Origin of the sequence: Xanthomonas sp. WHRI 7065, from assembly GCF_040203115.2 — a bacterium.
Taxonomy (GTDB): domain Bacteria; phylum Pseudomonadota; class Gammaproteobacteria; order Xanthomonadales; family Xanthomonadaceae; genus Xanthomonas; species Xanthomonas arboricola.
The window spans coordinates 3219311-3236682 of sequence record NZ_CP168194.1 but is presented as its reverse complement, the minus strand read 5'-3'; the positions used below and the strand labels follow the sequence as shown (position 1 = coordinate 3236682).

The following is a 17372-nucleotide window of genomic DNA, read 5'->3' as shown; positions in this document are numbered from 1 at the left end:
AGGCCCGCGGGTGCGGGCCTGTGCGTGTTGCGTTGCTGCTGGAAGCGATTGCAGGCGCTACCTGCACCGAATTACCAGATCACCACGCGGTCTTTCTCCGGGCGCACCATTGCATCGCCCGGCTTGCAGGCGAAGGCGGTGGCGAACTGCGGCATGTTTGACGGTGATGCGATGGCGCGCAGGTTGTCCGGTGAGTGCGGGTCGCTCGCCAGGTAGACCAGTTGTTGCTGCTCGCGCGTCTGTCCGCGCCAGTTGCGCGCAAAGCCCAGGAAAAACCGCTGCTCGGGGCTGTAGCCGTCGATGCGCGCGACCCGCTCGGGATGCTGGCGCAATGCAGTCTGCAGGGCGTCGTAGGCAATGTTGATACCGCCCAGGTCGGCAATGTTCTCGCCGAGGGTGAGCTTGCCGTTGACATGCAACTTGGGGTGGCTGGGCAGCGGAACATAGGCATCGAACTGCTTTACCAGGGTATCGGCACGCTGCTCGAATGCCTTGCGATCCTGCGCCGTCCACCAATTGACGTTGTTGCCCGCACCATCGAACTGGCTGCCTTGATCGTCGAAGCCATGCGTGGCTTCGTGCCCGATCACCGCGCCAATGGCGCCATAATTCAGGGCATCGTCGGCATTGGCATCGAAGAACGGCGGTTGCAGAATGCCGGCCGGGAAGTTGATGGTGTTGGTGCTGGGGCTGTAGTACGCGTTGACCGTCTGGGGCGTCATCGACCAACGCTTGCGATCGGTGGGCTTGCCGATTTGAGCGATGTCATAGCGGTAGTTGAACTTGGCAGCCGCCTGCAGATTGCGGTAGTACGCCCCCGGCACGATGTCCAGTCCCGACCAGTCGCGCCAGGTGTCGGGGTAGCCGATGTTGGGCAGGAACGCGTTCCACTTGGCAAGCGCCTTTGCCTTGGTTTCGGCGCTCATCCAATCCACGTTTTCGATGCGTGTCTTGAGCGCGGCGCGGACGTTGTCGACCAGTTCGGCCGCGCGTTGCTTGGCTTCGGGCGTGAAGACTTTGGCGACGTAGAGCTGGCCAAGGCCTTCGCCCATGGCGGAGTCGAGCGCGCGCAGGACGCGTTTCCAACGTGGGCGTTGCTCCGGCTGCCCGGACAAAGCCTTGCCGTAGAAAGCGAAGTTGTTGTCGACAAAGGCCTTGCTGAGATGTTTGGATGCATCGTCGATGGTGTGGAAGCGTAGATACGCCTGCCACTGTGCGATGGGCGCACTCGCCAACTGGTGGTCGAACGCAGCGAAGAAGCGCGGTTGCGACAGCGAGAAGCCGGCACCGACATCCACGCCTTGCGCGGCAAAGAAATCTTTCCACGAAAAGTGCGGGGTGAGCGCGTCTGCCTCAGCAACGCTGACAAAGTTGTACTGGTTCTTGGGTTGGCGTGCGTCGGTCGGCGAAAGCGACGCAGCAGCCAGGCGCGATTCCAGCGCCATCACGTCCTTGGCCTGCGCCTTGGCCGCATCGGCATTGCTGCCGGTGAGCTCGAACGATTTGGCGATGTAGGCCAGATAGGCTTCCCGAATGGGGGCGTACTCGGCGGCGGTGTAGTAGTCCTTTGTTGGCAGGCCGAGGCCGCCTTCGTTGGCGAAGGCGATTTGCTGGTCTGCCTTGTGGAAGTCGGCGCTCGCGCCGAACTGGAAAACCTGGCCGTCACCCTCCGCATAGCGGCTCGCGATGTACTTGGCGACATCGCCCGCGGATTTCAGCGCTCCAATCGTCTCCAGCAACGGACGGATGGGTTGGTCTCCCGCTGCCTCGATTGCGGCTTCGTCCATGCCCGAGGCATAGAGCAGGCCAAGCTTGCGTGTGAGCGGGTCGGTCTGCGTATCTACCTGCTTCGCGGCGCTTTCAACAATCTCACGCTGCGTCGTCAGGCTCTTTTCTGTCAGCTCGTCGAACATGCCCCAGCTGGTGCGGTCGGCCGGAATCGGATTGGCCTTGGCCCATGCGCCATTGACGAAGTCGTCCAGGTTTTGGCACGCGCTGGCTGCCGGGCCCAGCTCGCTGATATCGAATGCGGGTTTGCTGGCTGTCGTGGCCGGCGGCGCGGCAGGTGCCGAAGTGGCCGCTGATGCCGGGGCGCCATCTGCATCGGAGGCGCGCTTGCAGCCAGGCAGGGCGACCAGCAGGGCCAGGGCAAGGGTGGAGGTCTTGAGCAAGGGCATATCTGGCATCGGCGAGGAAATGGACTCCGAGCATAAGCGGACGCCGCCTTGCGAGCGCCGGGTTTGAGGTTTGTTGAGCTTGGCCTGGAGACACCGGTTCACGAAGCGCATCCGTTCACCAGGTGCAGCCACGGCAATCCAGGCCGGCGCTGCACAAGCGCTTGTCTCCGGCGTGCCTGCTGAAGCGCTCCCGAGCGAGGTGCAGCCTGCTTGGTTGCCGGAATGGCGTGCTGATTTCCGGTTGGGGCACAGGCGCTACCAGTGCGGACGAAAGAGGTTTACGCACCCGCCAGCGGCGCCACGGCGCACACAAAAAAAAAGCGGCGATCCGAAGATCGCCGCTCGCTCTTGCCAATGTCGCGCAATTACCAGATCACGACCTGCTGATCGCCCTGACGCACCATCGCATCGCCGGCCTTGCACGAGAACGCGGCGGCAAACGCCGGCATGTTCGACGGCGCGCCGATGGCGCGGAAGTTGGCCGGCGCGTGCGGATCGGTCTTCAGGCGCACCACCAGTTCTTCCGGAGTGAAGTTGCGGCGCCACACTGTTGCCCAGTTGAGGAAGAAGCGCTGGTCACGGGTGATGCCGTCGGTCTTGGGATCGTCCTTGCCGGCGGTGGCGGTCTTCATCGCGTCGTAGGCGGTGTTGAGGCCGCCCAGGTCGGCGATGTTTTCGCCCAGGGTCAGGTCGCCCTTGACCTTGTCGCCGGCCGGGGTGCGATAGCCATCGAACTGCGCCACAAGCTTGCCGGTGCGCGCCTTGAAGGCGTCCAGATCCTTCTGCGTCCACCAACCCGGATCGGCGATGAAGTTGCCATCAGCGCCGAAGCGGCTGCCCTGGTCGTCGTAGCCGTGGGTCATCTCATGCCCGATCACCGCACCGATGCCGCCGTAGTTCATTTCCTCCGGCGCATTCGGGTCGAAGAACGGCGGCTGCAGGATGGCGGCCGGGAACACGATCTCGTTCTGCAACGGGTTGTAGTAGGCGTTGACCGTCTGCGGGCTCATGCCCCATTCGGTCTTGTCCACCGGCTTGCCGATCTTGGACAGGTTCCATTTGTAGTTGTACTCGGACGCGGCCATCACGTTGCCCAGGTAGCTGTCGCGGCTGGTGTTCAAGCCGTTCCACTCGCGCCACTTTTCCGGGTAGCCGATCTTGGGCGTGAAGCTCTCCCACTTGGCGATCGCCTTGGTCTTGGTCTCCGGGCTCATCCAGTCCAGCTTTTCGATACGGGCCTTCAGCGCGGTGCGCAGATTGGTCACCAGGGTTTCCATCTTGGCCTTGGAATCGGCCGGGAAGGCGACCTTGACGTACATCTGGCCCAGCGCTTCGCCGGTCTGGCCATTGATGGTCGCCAGCACACGCTTCCAGCGCGGCTTGATCTGCTTCTGCCCGCGCAGGGCCTGGTTGTAGAACGCGAAGTTCTCATCGACGAACGGCTGGCTCAGGAACGGCGAGGCACCATCGACGGTGTGGAAACGCAGGTAGGCGCGCCAGATCGCCGGATCGGTGTCGGCGAGCATCTTGCTCACTTCCTGGTGGAAGGCCGGGATTGCCAGCGAGAACATCTCCGGCGTGGCCACGCCCTGCGACTTGAAGAACTCGGTCCACGACCAGTTGGGCGTCAGCTTGTCGGCATCGGCCGGCGAGATCGGGTTGTAGGCCAGCGAGGCATCGCGCGACATCTGGGTGCTGGTCTTGGAGACCTTGGCCAGACGGGTCTCGAACGCGACCACCTGCTTGGCCTGCGCGGCAGCATCGGCCGCGGCCACGCCGGACAGTTCCAGCACCTTGGCCACGTGCGCCTGGTAGGCCTCCAGCTTGGCCTTGTTGGCGGCGCTGGTGTAGTACTCCGGGTCCGGCAGACCCAGGCCGCCCTGCATGGCATAGGCGATGTTCTGGCTGGATTTCTTGAAGTCCGCCTCGGCGCCGAAGCTGAAGAGCTCGTTGTTGCCCTTGGCGGCGCTGCTGCGCAGATAGTCGACCAGTTTGGCCTGGTCGTTGATGGCGTCGATCGCGGCCAGTTCCGGCTTCAGCGGCTCGATGCCCTGGGCGTTGATCTTGGCCTCGTCCATGCCGGTGGACCACAGGTCGCCGACGATCTTTTCCACGCCGGTGGCGCTGGTGTCGGCCGCGGCCTGTTCGACCAGCTGCTGCTGGATCGCATTGGAGCGCTCGTCGAGCATCTCGAACGCGCCCCAGCTGGTGCGATCGCTCGGCACCGGGTTGGCGGCCAGGAACTTGGCATTGGCATACGCATTCAAATCCGTGCAGGCGTTGCCGTTGGTATCCAGGTCGGCGGCGGTGAACTGGTTCACGGCCGGCAGCTTGCTCTGGTCCAGGGTCAGCGTCTTGGGAGCCGCCGGGGTGGTTGCGGCGGTATCGGCCGCGGGCGCGGCCGGCGCGGCGTCTTCGGATTTCTTGCAACCGCTCAGCGCGGCGGCCACGGCCAGGGACAGGGTCAACAAATGAGGTGTACGAATCACAAAGGGCTCCAGGAGCAGATGTGGGAAGCCCCGTCGCCGGGGCTGTGGCCGGCACTCTACGCCTGCCTAGCCGATAGGCATGGTGTCGAAGGTCATGGGTGAGGGGGGGAGGCCACCGATGCACGCTGGCTTTGTTACGTTTCGCTGCCGCCCGGACCAAAAAAAACGGCCCCTTGCGGGGCCGTGGAGAACATGCAGCACAATGCCTGCTGACGCCTTGCTCAGTGCTCAGAAGTCATACGATGCCGACAGGCGGACAAAGCGTGGCGGGTTGAAATACGTACCCATGCCATAAGTATTGGAAACCGTGTAGCGATCGTCCCCATAAACGGCTTCGGTACGGGTCTCGTCACGATCGTTGATGACGTTGAACACCTGTAATCCGATGGCGAGCTTATGGTCAGCAAACGCCGGGCGATAGGTCACGCCCAAATCCAGATTGGTCAGCCAGGGAGTCCGGCCAGCATCGCCTGGACGGGATGGTGTCCCTGCGCAGTAGTGGTAGCCGGATTCATAGCCGATGGGATCCTGTTCGCCCTGGCCGAAATAGCCCAGGCAGGACTTGGGCGTTCCCGACAGAACTCGAACCGTTGCCGATGCCATCCACTCGGGCGTGAACTGATACGCGCCGAACGCCTTGAGCTGGTGACGGCGATCGTTGGCCAGGCTGCCGCCTGCGTAGTACATCAACTCTGCCGAATCCCAGTCCTGGGTCTTGGAAACGTCCGCTTGGCCCAGATCGGATTTCACCTGGCCTTCGGTATTGCCGTACAGGTGCGACCAGGTGTAGTCGACGCGAGCGAACCATTTCTCATCGAAGGGATGCTCCAGGAACAGGTCGACCGACACATAGTTGCGTTTGGCGCCGCTGGTGAAGCCCCAGTCGTCCTGGGACATGCGCACCTGGGTCCGACCGGAACCATCGTTATTGGCCAGGTTATAGGTGTTGGTTTCGCCCGGATTGAACATCACGCAACCGGGAATGGCCACCGACGAGGAGTCGATGCCACTCGCTTCCAGCTTGTCTGCCATCTTGCCGGTATCGCACACGTCGTCGATAGCTGTCTGCAACTTGCGGTAGGTCACCTTCGCGCCGGAATTCCACTTTTCGCCAAGGGTCTTTTCGAAGCCAACCAGGAACTCATCCTGGTACTGCGACTTGAGATCGCTGGGCGCGAAGGAGTTGGGATCAGGCGTCTGCCCATACTCTCCATTGGAGGAGACCGGTCCGGGACCCAGGGCTCTCAGGCCGGTCGGCTCGCCGTTGGCATCCAGGCCGCTGTAGGCGAAATATTCATCGGTGTAGGTGGAGGCCGATGCGCCACGGACGGCAACGCTATTGGGCAGGGCCAGGTAGTAGCGCCCTGCGTTTGCATACAGTTTCAACGACGAGTCGCCGAACACGTCCCAGCTCACGCCCAGCCGCGGGGCCCACTGGTCGCCACTGTCGACATACGGCGCGCCTGCGCTGTTGAAGTTGGTGAACTTGTCGTTGCGGATGCCGAGCAGTACCAACCAGTTGTCGCTCACCTGCCAGCGATCTTCCAGGTAGTACGCCTTCTGTTCCACGGCCATGCTGGTGGTGGTGGTGAAGATGCGCCGCTGCGCGTAGTAACCGTCGCCACCGGAGGGGCCAACACCCAGGCTTGGGCGGATATCAATGTTGGGATTGGACTGGCGGGCAAACAGCCACTGGTATCCTGGGCCAGTGGTCCGCACGCCTTCGTCGGAGGCATTGAAGTACATGTTGTCTACACCGGCGGTCAGGTCATGATCGCCAAGCCGGTATTCAAGTTCAAGCCGCAGGCTGCGCGTCTTGTTCTGCGGCCGATCGGCCTTGGTGCGGTTGCTGGCCTGGTCGTTGGTGATGGGTGTGCCGCCGGTCAGCGCCGGGTTCTGATTGGTCACATTCTGCAGATAAGGCAGTTCCGACACATACGGATTGGCTTGCAGATTGTCCTGCCGGCTACGACCCCAGGTGGCATTCAAGGTCAGGTCATCCGTCAGGTACCCGGTGTACTTGAAGATGTCGTAGCGGTCCTTGATCTTGTAAGTGTCAGCAAAAGTGCCGCTACGGCCGCCACCGGACAAGGTGTCGTAATCGAAATCGGTGTAGTAACCGCCGCGGCGATCGGTGCTCTCGATGCGCGTGTACTCGAGGATATTGCTGTCGTTGATGTTCCAGTCGATCTTGCCGTAGAACTTGGGTGCGCTGTAGGCGTAGTTGTTACGTCCCAACACACTGGCCGCGCTCGAGTTGGTGGACACGCCATCGGTCTTGTCCGATTCGCCCGCGACGAAGACGAATAATTTGTCCTCGATCAACGGGCCGCCCGCGTAGGCGCTGTAGACGGTACGGGTGGCACCATCGTCCTTGCGGCTGCGATACAACGTGCCGGGCTGGTCGGGATTGGTGTATTCAAATCCGTCCGGGAGCGTGTTATTGGGGAAACGCACGTTCTCAGGCGAGCTGGCCAGCGACTTGGGTTCCCAGACGGCCTGTGCGCCAAAATGCCATTCGTTGGTGCCGCGCTTGCCGACCTGGTTGATCACACCGCCGGTGGAGCGGCCGTAACGGGCGCTGTAGCCGCCGGTGTAGGTTTCCTGCTGGTCGATCGCACCATAGGGAAGGCTGACGCCGCCGAGATTGCTGAGCGGATTGCTGACATTGAAGCCGTTAATGTAGTACGCGTTTTCGGTCACACCGGCGCCACCGAACGAAACAACCGAGCGCGAGCCGTTGTCAAATGCTCCGCTACCCGCGACAGCACCAGGCGCCAGCAGTGCGATTGCCTCTGCGCTGCGGCCGAGCGGCAGCACTGCGAGCTGTTGGGAGGTGATCACCGAGCGCGCGCTAGTCGAACTCACGTCAATTTTTGGCGCGTTCGCGGCGGTGACCGTGATGGCGCCAAGTGTGGTCGCATCTGCGTTGCCTGCTCCAGCGTTTGCGCCAGCAAACGACACCTCGGTGCCGGATCCGACGCGCAACTGCACGTTCTTGCGGGTGTCGACGACCTGATCGCCACGCTTCAAGGTGACGGTGTAAGCGCCGACCGGCAAAGAGCCGAGGTTGTAGCGACCATTGGCGTCGATGGTGATCGTCCGGCTGAGGCCGGTGTCGCTTTGAACGACGATGGTGCTGCCGGCTTCCGAGGGAGCGCTGCCGTAGATGCTGCCGGTGGTGCTTTGTGCGTAGACCGCGCCATTGGCGAGACAGGCGCCGAGCACAACAGCCAGAGCGGTGCGCTTGAGGGCATGGCGACGAATTTGATTGCTCATTCCTAACCTTTCAGCTGGGTATCGGGAGAAGTGACGGTCATCGAGGAGTCAGATGGCCTTAACCCGAACGTAATGAATGTGTGGTCTGAGTCGCAAGCGGTTTGAATGATTCGTTAATGAAAAGGGCGAGATCCGCATCAAATATGCGGATCTGCGCACAAATTGCCGGGCTTGCGAACAAGCGCGAACGCGGGCGTCACAAGTATTCATTTTTGTCAGTGCGCGTAATGCGGCGTGACAGTGCGCCGATTAACCGAACGCTACATGGCGCCGCCTCCATCTTCGGAGTGTCGCGCTCGGGGTTACTGGTTTCATATGAAACATGAAGTCAAAAAAAAGACCCCGTCGAACGGGGTCTTTTCGATGCATCGTCAACAGGCCTCAGAACCGGACAGTCGTGCCCAGATAGAAGAACCGGCCGATGTTGTCGTACAACGCGGAGGTGAAGTCCGAACCGAAGTAGTTGCGCGGCGGATCCTTGTCGAAGGCGTTATCGATGCCGAGGTAGACGTCAATCTTCGAGCCGGGGAACTGATAGCCGAACTGGAAGTTGTGGTAGGTGTACGAGCCGTTCTTGATCGGGCTGGCCGAGCCCGGATTGCTGTTGTAGCTCTCCGGCGTCACGCGCAGGTTGCCGTCCACATAGTTCATGTCCCACGAGGCACGCCACTCGTTCCAGTTGTACTTGGTCTGGAACTGCGCGCGCCAGCGCGGGTCGGTCACGTAGGTCACGTACTCGTCGTATTCGGCCGGGAAGTCCTGGAACACCCATTCGCGCGACTGGATCAGGCGCGTACCGACGAGGCGCAGCACGGTGTTGCCTTCGCCGAGCTGGAAGCGGTAGTCCATTTCCAGATCCACGCCCACACGCCGCGAGCGTGACAGGTTTTCGTTGAGCGCCTGCCAGCCGATGATGCTGTGCTCGGGATAGATGCGGCCCTGCGGGTCGGTGAATCCACCCAGCGGGGCGCGCTGCACGAAGCCGCAGAAGCTGTTGTTGATGCCGCCTGGGTTGTCCACGCAGCGCGTGGCATTGGTCTCCGCGGTCACGGTGCCGATCGCGTCCTGCAGGTCGATGCGCCAGTAGTCGATCGACATGCCGAAGCCGTCGAAGAACTCCGGCTGCCACACCAGGCCATAGGACAGGCTGCGCGCGCGCTCCGGCTTCAGTTCCGGGTTGCCGCCGCTCACGCCGGGGCGGGTGGAGGTGAAGGTATCGATCCAGCCCACCGGCACGCCCAGCGCACTGCAGTTGGCCTGGCGCAATGCCACATCGCCCGCGGTGCCCGGGCGGTTGGTGTTGGTCGGCAGGTAGTTGCAGGGATCGTTGATGGTCGCGAAGTTTTCGCTCTGCGAGTCGTACAGCTCACCGATGCTGGGCGCGCGCACGGCCTGTGCCACGGTACCGCGCAGACGCAGCGACGGGATGATGGTCCAGTCCAGGCCCACGTTCCAGGTCTTGGTCGAGCCGATGCTGTCGTAGTCCGAATAGCGTCCTGCCACATCCAGCGCCAACCGGTCCACGCCCGGCAAGCCGGCAAGCAACGGAATGGTGCTCTCGACAAAGATTTCCTTGACGGTGTATTCGCCACCGCTATTGGGGATGGCGTTGAGGAAAGTCGCTCCCGAGGCCGCCAGCGGATCGGTGATTTCCTCGCTCTGCTCCTTGCGGTATTCCACGCCACCGGCAAACCCGATGTCGCCGGCCGGCAGCGACAGCAGGTTGCTGTTGGCCACCGATGCGCTGAACACGGTCTGCTGGATCTTGGCGTGCGAGCGCGCGGTGGTGTTGAACCATGCCGCTGCTTCCGGAGTCACCGCGCCGTTGCCGAACACACTGAACGGCACGCAGCCTTCGCGCGCCAGCGCCGAATAGACGCGATTGGTGTGCGGATTGATCGCGTTCGGATCCAGCGTGGTGCGGCAGACGATGTTGCCGCTGGCATCGCGTGCGGCATCGATACCGGCCTGCCAGCGCTCGTTGATGCGGTTGTTAAGGTTCAGCCGGTCGACCGTGGTCTTGCCGTAGTTGGCGGACACGTCGTAGGTCCAGTTGTCGGTGAAGTTGCCTTCGGCACCGAGCACTGCGCGATAGGTCTTGCGTTCGATGTTCTCGCCGCGACGGCCGGCATCGACGTTGAAGCGGTTCATCAGGATTTGCGTGGCACCGCGCGAATCCATCAGCGCACCGAGTTCGGGGCTGACATACGGATTCTGGCGACGCACGCGCAGCGAACTGTCGAAGGCCGGCTGGCCGAAGAATTCCGAATCGGTCTCGCTGTACTTGCCTTCGAAGAACAGGCGATGGTTCTCGCTGACCTCGAAGTTGATCATGGTATTGACGCTCTTGCGATCGAAGCCGGGCTGCAGGTCGGCGACCGCATTCAGATCAACGAAATCGCAGTCCACGCACGAGGTGTTGCTGACCACCGTGCCGTTGTAGCGGTTGCGGCGGAAGCTGCCGTCCTGGTTGAACAGGTAGCGGTTGCCATAGCTGGCCGGGTTGCGGAAATCGAAGGTACCCAGGTTGAAGGTGCCGCCGTAGGACGTGGAATGATTGCCGCCCGGGCCGCTGAGCACGTTCTGGGGATTGCGCTCGCTCGGTGGTTGGCTCGGATCGAACCCCGGGTTCGGAACCGACACCAGATACTCGCGGCCGATGGCACGGTTGCCGCGACCGAAGCGGTCCTGCTTGCTGTATTCGCCCGACACGGCGATGTTGCCGCGGCCGTCCGCAAAGTCGGTGCCTGCCGAGAAGCTGGCGAAGGAGCGGTTGTAGTTGCCCTCATCGGCCAGGCCGGTCTGCGCGCGCGTCTCGAATCCGGTGAAGTTCTTCTTGAGGATGAAGTTGACCACGCCGGCCACTGCGTCGGCGCCGTAGACGGCCGAGGCACCACCGGTGATGACTTCGACGCGTTCCACCCATTCCACCGGAATCGTGTTGACGTCCACCGCAGTCGAGCCCGGGCTGGAACCCACGTGGCGACGGCCGTTGACCAGGACCAGGGTGCGGTCCACGCCCATGCCGCGCAGGTCGAGCAGGCCCAGGCCGGCGGTGCCGATGAAGCGGGTGGAATTGCCCAGCGTGTAGCTCGGTGCCAGCGCCGGCATACGCGCCATCAGGTCGCTGATGGTGGTCGCGCCGGTGGCGCGGATTTCCTCGGCACTGATTGCGGTGACCGGCGAGGGCGTGACAAAGCCGGTACGCGCAATGCGCGAGCCGGTGACAGTGACCTTGTCCAGATCGGTGGTGCCGGGTGCGACCCCGTTTTCTGACTGCGCGGCAGCGTGGCCGGCAGAAGCGGCCAGCACGGCAAACAACGCGGTGCTCAAACGATGACGCGGGGTGTGTTGCGGAAGACGGCTCGACATGACCTTGCGGATTCCTCGCTGGGATTTTGCGAAACAGCTGTGCTCGCTGAGCGCTGGCTGAACTGAATCCCGAACGTAACAATTCCTTAATCATGTGTCCACATTTGTGAAATTTGTCGCTATTTGACACATAAGTAAGCGAGCAGCGCCGATGTCTGGTGGCAGCTTGAAACGCATCTGCCTGTGGCCGAGCCGGTAAACTGCCGGTCTTCCCATGCGCTGCGCCTGGCGATGCAGCCATCGCTGCCTTGGCAGCGCAAGACGAATCAGGCAGGCAATGACGACGATGGTGCAATACGCTTCAAGCAAGGCGATCGACCCCTCCCGGAGCGCACGCGCATGAGCGGCGAGCGCAGAATCCCCGCGCACGCGGTGCAGGGCGCGCTGGCGCCGCATCCGCGCATCCGCAATGTGATCGCGGTGGGCTCCGGCAAGGGTGGGGTGGGCAAGTCCACCACCGCGGTGAATCTGGCGTTGGCCTTGCGTCAGCAGGGCGCGCGCGTCGGCGTACTGGACGCGGACATCTACGGGCCGAGCGTGCCGGCGATGCTGGGCCTGAGCGGGCGGCCGGACAGCCCGGACAACAAGTCGATCGAGCCCTTGCGCGCGTTCGGAATCGAGGCGATGTCGATCGGTTTGCTGGTCGATCAGGACACGCCGATGATCTGGCGCGGGCCGATGGCAACCTCGGCATTGACCCAGCTGTTCAACGACACCCTGTGGGACGACCTGGATTACCTGCTGATCGACCTGCCGCCAGGCACCGGCGACATCCAGCTGACCTTGTCGCAGAAGATCCCGGTGGCCGGCGCGGTCATCGTCACCACGCCGCAGGATATCGCCACGCTGGATGCGCGCAAGGCCTTGAAGATGTTCGAAAAGGTCGAGGTGCCAGTGCTCGGCATCGTCGAGAACATGGCGGTGCACACCTGCAGCCAGTGTGGCCACCGCGAACACCTATTCGGCGAAGGCGGCGGCGAGCGCATGGCCGCCCAGTACGGCGTGCCCTTGCTGGGGTCGTTGCCGCTGGCGATCGCGATCCGCGAGCAGGGCGATGCGGGCCAGCCGATCGTGGTGGCCGCGCCGGAGTCGGCGGCAGCGCAGGCCTATCTGGCCGCTGCCGCGCGCCTGTCCGAGGAGCTGGGCAAGCGGCCGCGCGCCAGCATCCCGATTTCGGCTTCGCTGCTGTAGCGCGCAGGCCGGCGCTGGTGCCGGCCGCTTGCTAGAATTCGCTGCCTTTCGCGCGGGCCGCTCGGCCTGCCGCCTTCCGTCTTCAAGGAACACCGCATGAGCATCAAGAGCGACCGCTGGATCAAGCGCATGGCCGAACAGCACGCGATGATCGAGCCGTTCGAACCCGGCCAGATCAAGCACGATGCCGCCGGCCAGCGCATCGTCAGCTTCGGCACTTCCAGCTACGGGTACGACGTGCGCTGCTCGCGCGAGTTCAAGATCTTCACCAACATCAACTCGACCATCGTCGACCCGAAGCACTTCGATCCGGGCAGCTTTGTCGATATCGAATCGGATGTCTGCATCATCCCGCCGAACAGCTTCGCGCTGGCACGCACGGTGGAATACTTCCGCATCCCACGCGACACCCTGGTGGTGTGCCTGGGCAAGAGCACCTACGCGCGCTGCGGCATCATCGTCAACGTGACCCCGCTGGAGCCGGAATGGGAAGGCCACGTCACGCTGGAATTCAGCAACACCACGCCGCTGCCGGCGCGCATCTACGCCAACGAAGGCGTGGCGCAGATGCTGTTCTTCCAGTCAGACGAAGTTTGCGAGACCTCGTACAAGGACCGCGGCGGCAAGTACCAGGGCCAGACCGGCGTGACCCTGCCGCGCACCTGATGCAGTGGAGCGGCCGCGGCCTTCAGCAGGTCGCGGTGGCCCGCTCGCGGTAGCGCAGCAGTTGGCGCACGCCCGCGGCGATCAGCAACGCCGGCCACCAGGTCGACACCAGGTTGCCCAGGTCGATACGGGCCAGCCCGAGGTTGTCCAGCAGAAACAGCGTGCCCAGCGTGATCAGGAACAGGGCGGGAATCAGGCGATAGTGCATGGCGATGTCCTCGGTAGGTGTGCGCCCATGCTGCGCCCAATACACCCACCGATCAGGTGCCGGAAGTCAACACTTGCGGATGACAGATGTCATGTCGGCCAGGTCATGGCTGCATTGGTGGCCGTGTCGTGTTCGCTGGCAGTCTCGGGGATACAGGAGCCTGGCTTTGTAGGGGTGCAGTCGGCTAGCGCATGAGGCTTCGCGCGTCCCCTCATCCGCCCCTTCGGGGCACCCTCTCCCGATGGGAGAAGGGATGTCGGCGCTCTGACCAGGCGCTGGGGCTGATCGACTGCTGGAATCGCTCCATTCCATATTCATGGGCGCTAACGCCCATCACGCGCACGGGCGAGAGCCGCGCCTCAAGGCGCATTGCCGCATTCAATCAGTGACAGATCAGCAGCTGCGGCCGGGTAGTTCGGGAATCAACAGCGCCAGAAGCGCGCTCTTACGATTCCCCAATCCCGATTCCCGATTCCCGGCTATTTGCCGCGCCCAAACAACATCCCGACACCGCAGGCGACCAACGCCGCCGGCCACCATGTGGCGATCAGCCGGCCAAGACTGACATTGGTCCAGCCCAGGTTGTTGGCCAGGAACAGCAGGCCGACGAGGATCAGGATCAGCGCGGCGACGACATTGGATTTCATGCGGAAAGGTGGTTGTGAGACGGGCGCCTATCGTAGCCGCTGCGCCCACGCAGCGACATGCTGGTGCAGCGCGTCGGCCTCGAAGCGCTGCGCGCTGCCGCTGCCCCAGACCGGGCCAGGCCAGGCCGCATCGCCCGGCTGCCGGCCGACCAGATGCACGTGCAGCTGCCGCACGATGTTGCCCAGTGCGCCGATATTGAGCTTGGCGACCCCGGGCTCGACCCGCAGCAACTGCGAGAGCTGATTGATCTCGGCCAGCAACAGACGCTGCTGGCCGCCATCCAGATCGATCCACTCGCTGACATCGGCGACCCGCGGCACCAGCACCAGCCACGGGAAGCGGCTGTCGTCCATCAGCCGCACCTGCGACAGCGGTCCGTCGGCGACGAACACGCTGTCTGCGGCCAGCCGCGCATCGAGCTGGAAGCCGCTCGCCCCGGACATGCCGGCTGCAGTCCCGCTCATCCCAGATGCGCTTCAAAAAAGCCCAGGGTGCGCTGCAGTGCACGCTCGGCGCTGTCTGCGTCGTAGTGGGTCGGGTCGATGCTGCGGTTGAAGGCGTGGCCGGTCGGATACACGAAGGTTTCCATCTGCGGCAGCTTCTCGCGGTGGGCCTGGATCGCCTCGGGCGGAATGCTGGTGTCCTGCTCGCCGAAGTGGAACATCACCGGCGCCTTCGGGGTTTCGTCCAGCAGCTGGGTGTTGCGGCCGCCGTAGTAGCTTACCGAGGGCAGGGCCAGGCGGATCGCCGACAGCAGCGCCACCGAACCGCCCCAGCAATAGCCCACGGTGCCGACCTTGCCGGCGCGGCTGAGCAGGGTGGCGGCGGATTTGACCACCTCCACCGCGCGCTCCAGGCCGACCGCATTGGCCAGTGCCAGGCCGCGCTGCAGGCTCTCCTGGTCGTAGGGCAGCTGCACGTCCTTCTCTTCCAGGTCGAAGAAGGCAGGCGCCAGCACTTCGTAGCCGCGCGCGGCGTAATCGTCGGCCACCGCGCGGATATGTTCGTTGACGCCGAAGATCTCCTGGATCACCACCAGGCCGCCGCGCGGGCTGGAGGTCGGGGTGGCATGCCAGGCGGCGACCTGGCCGTCGGGGGTGTCGAGCGTGGTCCAGTGACCCATGGGAACTCCTGCTGCGGTAGGGGAAGGCGCGCATTATCGACCGGATCGGCGGCGCTGCAGGTGAGGGTCTCGCTAAGATGACCTTGCCTGCCCGCAGCGCGGTTCAGAGCGCTGCCCGCACGCCGCTATAATTGCTCCACTCAGGCCCCAGGCCGCTCCGTTCCCAGGCTCCTGCTTCCATGTCCCAGCTGAACCCCAAAGTCGGCTTCGTCAGCCTTGGCTGCCCGAAGGCGCTCGTCGACTCCGAACGCATCCTCACCCAGTTGCGCGTGGAGGGCTACGACATCGTGCCCAGTTACGACGCTGCCGACGTGGTGGTGGTCAACACCTGCGGCTTCATCGACTCGGCGGTGACCGAGTCGCTGGATGCGATCGGCGAGGCGATGAACGCCAACGGCAAGGTGATCGTCACCGGCTGCCTGGGCAAGCGCCCGGAACAGATCCGCGAGGCCTACCCGCAGGTGCTGGCGGTGTCCGGCCCGCAGGACTACCAGAGCGTGATGGAGGCGGTGCACGCCGCATTGCCACCGCGCCACGACCCGTTCGTGGATCTGGTGCCTGACTACGGCATCAAGCTGACCCCGCGCCATTACGCGTACCTGAAGATCTCCGAAGGCTGCAACCACCGTTGCAGCTTCTGCATCATTCCCTCGATGCGCGGCGATCTGGCTTCGCGTCCGGTCGATGAGGTGCTGCGCGAAGCCGAGCGGCTGGTCCGCGGCGGGGTCAAGGAACTGCTGGTGGTCTCGCAGGACACCTCGGCCTACGGTGTGGACCTGAAATATGCCGAGCGCCCGTGGCGCGATCGCATGTACCAGACCCGCATGAAGGCGCTGTGCGAAGGCCTGTCGGAGCTGGGCGTGTGGACGCGGCTGCACTACGTGTATCCGTACCCGCACGTGGACGATGTGATTCCGCTGATGGCCGAAGGCAAGCTGCTGCCGTACCTGGACATCCCGTTCCAGCACGCCAGCCCGCGCATCCTCAAGCTGATGAAGCGGCCCGGTGCGGTGGAAAAAACCCTCGAGCGCGTGCAGCGCTGGAAGGCCATGTGCCCGGAGATCACGGTGCGCTCCACCTTCATCGTCGGCTTCCCCGGCGAGACCGATGCCGAATTCGAATCCATGCTCGACTTCCTGGATCAGGCCCAGCTCGATCGCGTCGGTGCGTTTGCGTATTCGCCGGTGGAGGGTGCCAGCGCCAACGCGTTGCCGGACCCGGTGCCGGAAGAGCTCAAGCAGGAACGTCTGGCGCGCTTCATGGCCAGGCAGGCGGAGATTTCCGCCGCGCGGCTGGAGGCCAAGATCGGCAGCGTGCAGCAATGCCTGGTCGACCTGATCGAGGACGATATCGCGGTGGCGCGCTCACGTGCGGACGCCCCGGAAATCGACGGCCTGGTGCATATCCAGAACGGCGGCGAGCGCGGCTTGAAGGTCGGCGACCTGGTCGATGTGGAAATCACCGACAGTGACGAGCACGATCTGTTTGGCGATGCATTGCCGGCCAATGTCGCAATCCAGCAGGGACGTCCGTTGAATCTGCAGATGGTGTAACCGGACGCTGGTCCTTGCACACCTGTCCGTAGGAGCGCACTTGTGCGTGATGGGGCCTTATCGATAACGCCCCATCGCGCACAAGTGCGCTCCTACACGCAGGTCAGCAGAGTGCGATCATTCGCCTACTGGGTGGCGTAATCCACCGACACCACCACGAAGGTGTGCTTGCCCGACGGCAACTGCGCTTCGAACTCGTCATCCACACGTTTTTTCAGCAGGGCGCGCGCCAAGGGCGAGTCGATGCTGATCCAGCCACGTCCGGCGTCGGTTTCGTCCGGGCCGACAATGCGGTAGCGCAGCAGCTCGCCGCTGTCGGCGTCCTCCAGTTCGACCTGTGCGCCGAAGAACACCGCGCGCGGATCGGTCGGTGCGGTATCCACCACGCGCAGCGCTTCCAGCCGTTTGCTCAGATAACGCACGCGGCGGTCGATCTCGCCCAGCTGCTTCTTGCGATAGGTGTACTCGGCGTTTTCCGAGCGGTCGCCTTCGGCCGCAGCGGCAGCCAGCGCGCGCACCACCTCCGGCCGACGCACGCGCCACAGCTCTTCCAGCTCGGCCTTGAGCCGGGCGTGGCCGTCGGGCGTGATCAGTGCGGTGCTTTTTTCGGCGGGCGGGCGCCAGCGGCTCATGGGCGGTGTATCGGACAGCGGGGCCGCGATGCTA

12 protein-coding genes are annotated in these 17372 nt (G+C 63.6%); 3 read left to right on the top strand and 9 right to left on the bottom strand.

Going from position 1 to position 17372, the window contains the following annotated elements; translation table 11 throughout:
- Positions 1-71: 71 nt before the first annotated feature.
- The 4 genes from ABQY64_RS13565 to ABQY64_RS13550 form a co-directional block, all read right to left on the bottom strand.
- Positions 72-2177: a M13 family metallopeptidase gene (locus ABQY64_RS13565; protein ID WP_349780128.1), complete on the bottom strand. Its 2106-nt coding sequence runs from the start codon at positions 2175-2177 to the stop codon at positions 72-74.
- Positions 2178-2542: 365 nt separating this feature from the next.
- A complete protein-coding gene (locus ABQY64_RS13560) occupies positions 2543-4645 on the bottom strand; it encodes a M13-type metalloendopeptidase (protein WP_349780129.1) in 2103 nt (700 codons plus the stop codon).
- Between the two features lie 249 nt (positions 4646-4894).
- Complete coding sequence (locus tag ABQY64_RS13555; RefSeq protein ID WP_349780089.1) at positions 4895-7945, bottom strand: TonB-dependent receptor domain-containing protein; 3051 nt, start codon at positions 7943-7945, stop codon at positions 4895-4897.
- 381 nt (positions 7946-8326) lie between these two features.
- The gene (locus ABQY64_RS13550) at positions 8327-11317 is read right to left on the bottom strand and encodes a TonB-dependent receptor domain-containing protein (protein ID WP_349780090.1); all 2991 of its coding nucleotides are present in this window, start codon (positions 11315-11317) and stop codon (positions 8327-8329) included.
- Positions 11318-11656: 339 nt separating this feature from the next.
- Here ABQY64_RS13550 and apbC point away from each other — a divergent pair, with 339 nt between their 5' ends.
- Both apbC and dcd read left to right on the top strand, forming a co-directional pair.
- Positions 11657-12508 carry an iron-sulfur cluster carrier protein ApbC gene (gene apbC, locus ABQY64_RS13545; RefSeq protein ID WP_024939536.1) on the top strand — a complete coding sequence of 284 codons (852 nt, stop codon included), beginning with the start codon at positions 11657-11659 and terminating at the stop codon, positions 12506-12508.
- A 96-nt stretch (positions 12509-12604) separates the two neighbouring features.
- Positions 12605-13174, top strand: a complete 570-nt coding sequence (gene dcd / locus ABQY64_RS13540) for a dCTP deaminase (protein ID WP_010366727.1) — start codon at positions 12605-12607, stop codon at positions 13172-13174.
- Between the two features lie 22 nt (positions 13175-13196).
- On the opposite strand, the gene ABQY64_RS13535 is transcribed toward dcd, so the two are convergent.
- The 4 genes from ABQY64_RS13535 to ABQY64_RS13520 form a co-directional block, all read right to left on the bottom strand.
- Complete coding sequence (locus tag ABQY64_RS13535; protein WP_024939537.1) at positions 13197-13382, bottom strand: LiaI-LiaF-like domain-containing protein; 186 nt, start codon at positions 13380-13382, stop codon at positions 13197-13199.
- Between the two features lie 479 nt (positions 13383-13861).
- Positions 13862-14029 (bottom strand): LiaI-LiaF-like domain-containing protein, encoded by a 168-nt coding sequence (locus ABQY64_RS13530; protein WP_006452352.1) that lies wholly within the window; start codon positions 14027-14029, stop codon positions 13862-13864.
- A gap of 27 nt (positions 14030-14056) precedes the next feature.
- Positions 14057-14494: an HIT family protein gene (locus tag ABQY64_RS13525; protein WP_349780091.1), complete on the bottom strand. Its 438-nt coding sequence runs from the start codon at positions 14492-14494 to the stop codon at positions 14057-14059.
- Entirely contained in the window at positions 14491-15153 is a 663-nt protein-coding gene (locus ABQY64_RS13520) for a dienelactone hydrolase family protein (protein WP_349780092.1), read from the bottom strand. The genes ABQY64_RS13525 and ABQY64_RS13520 overlap by 4 nt, the downstream gene beginning before the upstream one ends.
- A gap of 179 nt (positions 15154-15332) precedes the next feature.
- On the opposite strand from ABQY64_RS13520, the gene rimO reads away from it, so the two are divergent.
- A complete protein-coding gene (rimO, locus tag ABQY64_RS13515; protein ID WP_047128955.1) occupies positions 15333-16706 on the top strand; it encodes a 30S ribosomal protein S12 methylthiotransferase RimO in 1374 nt (457 codons plus the stop codon).
- A gap of 125 nt (positions 16707-16831) precedes the next feature.
- Here the strand turns inward: rimO and greB are convergent, their stop codons facing one another.
- Entirely contained in the window at positions 16832-17338 is a 507-nt protein-coding gene (gene greB, locus ABQY64_RS13510; RefSeq protein WP_167705582.1) for a transcription elongation factor GreB, read from the bottom strand.
- Positions 17339-17372 lie beyond the last annotated feature (34 nt).